Source organism: Pseudoalteromonas sp. NBT06-2 (genome assembly GCF_002276045.1).
Classification (GTDB): domain Bacteria; phylum Pseudomonadota; class Gammaproteobacteria; order Enterobacterales; family Alteromonadaceae; genus Pseudoalteromonas.
In genome coordinates this window covers 1-4,114 of the sequence record NZ_NQMR01000259.1, presented here as the reverse complement: position 1 = coordinate 4,114, position 4,114 = coordinate 1, and the positions used below count along the sequence as shown (strand labels likewise).

Annotated in this window: 3 protein-coding genes; all 3 read left to right on the top strand. The window is 39.8% G+C overall.

The genetic code is table 11. From position 1 onward, the window contains the following. The first annotated feature begins 30 nt into the window (after positions 1-30). The 3 genes from CJF42_RS25025 to CJF42_RS25020 all read left to right on the top strand — a co-directional run bounded on the left by CJF42_RS25025 (position 31) and on the right by CJF42_RS25020 (position 3,911). Entirely contained in the window at positions 31-2,799 is a 2,769-nt protein-coding gene (locus CJF42_RS25025; protein ID WP_095369227.1) for a non-ribosomal peptide synthetase, read from the top strand. 153 nt (positions 2,800-2,952) lie between these two features. Continuing rightward, complete coding sequence (locus CJF42_RS27860; RefSeq protein ID WP_170940764.1) at positions 2,953-3,093, top strand: hypothetical protein; 141 nt, start codon at positions 2,953-2,955, stop codon at positions 3,091-3,093. A 134-nt stretch (positions 3,094-3,227) separates the two neighbouring features. Continuing rightward, positions 3,228-3,911: a hypothetical protein gene (locus CJF42_RS25020; RefSeq protein WP_095369226.1), complete on the top strand. Its 684-nt coding sequence runs from the start codon at positions 3,228-3,230 to the stop codon at positions 3,909-3,911. The last annotated feature ends 203 nt before the right edge of the window (positions 3,912-4,114 follow it).

The window sequence follows — 4,114 nt, the reverse complement described above, 5'->3', positions numbered from 1 at the left end:
TGCGGTTTGAGTTGACCAGAACAAAAAGGTATGGTGGATCGGGCCGGACAGTCGGTCTGGAAGTTACCGTTACTAAGTGATGTTGAGCAAAATCATCTGATAACTGAGTTGGCGCAAATCCCGGCAAATTATGTAGTTGAACAGTGTATTCATCAGCTTTTTGAGGCACAGGCAGTGAAAAATCCGGATCAGACCGCACTGATCTTTGATGATGAAACGCTGAGTTATCGGGAGCTTAATCAGCAGGCAAATCAGCTGGCACATTATTTATCTGCTCAGGGAGTGAGGCGCGGTAGTATTGTCGGGATTTGCATTCCTCGTTCTATGGCTATGGTGACAGGCCTGCTGGCTATACTAAAAACGGGTGCTGCTTATGCTCCTCTAGATCCGAGTTACCCTCAGGAAAGGCTGGATTATATGTTGGAAAATAGTGGGTTGGAGTTATTACTGACTCATTCTCAGCTAAGTACCTTATATGATGGCAAACCTGTGACCGCAATTAAGTTGGATGATGAGACATTACAGCAGCAGTTGTCTGCGCATAAAACTGGTAATTTACCGATCCCAGTGGGGTTATCGCCAGATGATCTTGCCTATGTGATCTATACCTCAGGTTCGACAGGTAAACCTAAGGGTGTAATGCAAACTCACCGGACTATGGTGAATTTGGTGCAGGGTCAAATATTGGATGACGGCATGCATGCTCCTTTGCGTACGTTGCAGTTTTCGCCTATTAGTTTTGATACGTCGATCCATGAGATGACTACTTGCTGGCTGACGGGTAGTAGTTTGGTTTTGATCAGTGAGCAAAGTAAAAAAAACCTGATGGCATTACCCGATATTTTGCGAGATAACGACATAGAGCGATTATTTATTCCACCTGCGGTTCTAAACTGGCTAGGTGAGGCGGTGAATGAGCGTAAGATACGCCTGGATAGCCTTAAAGAAATTGCGACTGCGGGTGAAGCCTTAATGCTCTCGGCCGATCTGGTCACCTTTTTACAAGAAAATCAAGACTGTAAATTGTGGAACTACTACGGACCAACTGAAACGCATGTAGCGACTGTGGGTTTGGTTGTTACAGCTAAAGCCGGAGATTTTCCACCTATCGGAAAGCCTGTGACTAATATTAGTTGTTATGTGCTAGATAAACATCTGCAGCTTGTGCCTTTTGGTACCCTTGGTGAGCTTTGGGTCGGTGGTATGGCGATTGCGAAAGGTTATATTAATCAACCTGAGCTGACTGCAGAACGTTTTATTCCGGATCCATTTAGTCATGTTCCAGCTGCTCAGCTGTATAAGACTGGAGATCTTGTGCGTTATTTACCGGACTGTAATATTGAGTTTATTGGTCGTACCGATGATCAGGTGAAGATCCGGGGCTTTCGCATTGAACTCAGTGAAATTGAGCAACAACTGTTATCTTTCTCTACGGTTAAACGTGCGGTGGTGCTGGCCCGTGAGGATGAGCCCGGTCTTAAGCATTTAACCGCCTATGTAACAGCAGACACTGAGGATGATGCTAACCTGATAACGGAAATGCAAGATCATGTTCGTGCCACCTTACCTGAGTTTATGATACCGACTTATTTTATAATGTTAGATGAATTTCCATTAACACCCAACGGCAAGATAGATAAAAAAGCCTTGCCAGCACCAGATAGCGGTGCCATGCAAGCGCAGTATGTTGCGGCTACGACTGAAACTGAAAAGGGATTAGTTCAAATTTGGTCACAGTTGCTGGGACTGGACTCGGATAAAATCAGTATAACGGCAAATATTTTTGAGCTGGGAGCGCACTCGTTATTGATGCTTAAAGCGATACATCAGATGAAAAAAGTCGGTATTGACAGTGATTTGAAAGCCTTGTATGAATGCAGCAGCATTGAGGAATTTGCAGTGAATTATCGGAATGATCACCTTCCGATAGAACAAGGATCCATTATTAAACTGAACAATACCACTGATGGGATCCCACTTTATATGTTCCACCCGTTTGGTGGTCGGTGTGATGGCTATCGAGAAATCGCTAAAGCGCTGGAGGGAATTTGTCCTGTGATAGGTATCCAGGCACCTTTTAACTTCAATCATGATCTGCATTTTGATGATTTCGTCGGCCTTGGTCATTTCTATCAAAAAGCGATAAAACAGCATAGACCTAAAGGTCCGTATCGATTGTGTGGCTGGTCTGCCGGTGGCAATATAGCCGGTCTGGTTGCAGGGTTGATGCTGGAGCAGAGAGATGAAATAGATTATCTCGGTATTATAGATTCTATGCTGATTATTCCTGAGACTCAATTATCTGATGCTGACAGTCTGAAAAAGGTACTTAAAATTGAACTCAATAGTAAGGAGGATATCTTATCCGGTATTTGTTTTACAGATAAGCTTGAGAAAGGTTTTGAGTACAAGAGCTTAGATGAACAACTAACGAGTGTCACTGAGTTGATCCTTCAAGAGCATAAGGAGATAGATTATGAGCGAGAGCAGATCCACATAGGGTTGAAGTTTGGTACGAATTTCATTAAAAGTAATTGGTCGTTGGCACCTATGTTCATTCCGGGAAAATCAGTACTGTTTGCTGCCGATGGTAACACTGATAAGGAGAGAACAGATATACTGGAGGCTTGGGAAAAAACAATTTTATCGCCCACTGAAGTGGTTGTAGTTCCAGGTCTGCACGGCGATATGATGCAAGGAGACTGTCTTAATAATAAGATACAACATCTTAAACTGGATATGTTAAAGCTAAAAACAGCTGGTGCCAGTTCAGCAATTGAGGATGAAATTGTAACTTAGGGATCATATTAACTTGTATTGGAAATTGCGGACTATTTCACCTGCAAGTCTCTTACACACTTTAACAATTTAATACGAAACGTTACATTGTATTGTGGTATTTTACGTATAGAAAATATTTAAAATATTTAAAATATTATCAAGGATATAAAAATGAAAAATATGGACCCTGCTATAAACTACAGCAAACTTGCAATTATTATCGCAACACTCCTTAGTGGCGTTTCACTGGCAAAAGAAGCGATATTATGTCTCAAATTACCGACGATGCTGAAAACTCATAACAATGCCTAGGGCAATGGAAGATCCTCTTCAAGCTTTATTTTTAAGAGTACGCAATATATCCCAAGCAATTTAATTGCAAGGAAATATTTTACTAAAAAAACTAACTAATCATGAAAAATTATTAATTAAAGGATAAAAAACTAATGACTTTATTATCAAAAAAAATTAAAAGTAGCACTTTAGCTTTATCAATTGTTTTTGCTGTTACAGGTTGTGGAGGATCGGATAAGATTGACAAGAGTATTGATGATGCTGTGAAAGACATATCAGCAAATATTACTTTCGTGAATGCATTAGATGAAATGGCAAGTTTTCATGTTCAAATTAAGCACCTGAGTAGAGATGTCTTTAGTGATAAAGATAAAGCCGCTGATGTTGCAATCAATGAAATAAGCTCACCATACAAGCATGCTTGGAGTGACGGCAGTTTAAAGAATACGACTTTTGGTGTTCGAGATTCCAATAGTCAGACAAAAGAATCTAAATTAGATCAAGAGCTAAATGCTGATTCTAATGTATTTGCTGTAGCTTGGTTATCAGGAACTAATTATAAACTGTCTGTGTTTGAAAAACAAACCTCTGTTCAAGCAGATGTTTATAATGTTCGTATTTTTGCTAACGCACAAATGAGTGTTAAAATAAATGATTCTGATCAGGTAGTTAAAACTACTGAAATAGGAAAAGTAACGCAAAAATTTGAAATTAATAATTGTGCAACCGGGTTACAGATTAGCGGTAACTATATTGATTTATGTACGGTTGATTTGGGTAAACCTTATCTTGTAGTCGCTGATTTAAACGGTAAACGTATTATTACCCAAGAGTAATGGCTCTACCGGGCGTTTTTGATTTATTCAACAACGCCACTAAAAGTTCATTAATGAATAAAGGTAAAGATCTGATCCTCAGAGTTAATAAAAGTTCAAAAATATATTTCATTATCGAAATGATTATTATTTAAGGTATGTTCCGCCCCTGGCTATAGCCCCTAATTTAATACGATTGCATGCAGGGCGGGATTATGCTTAGG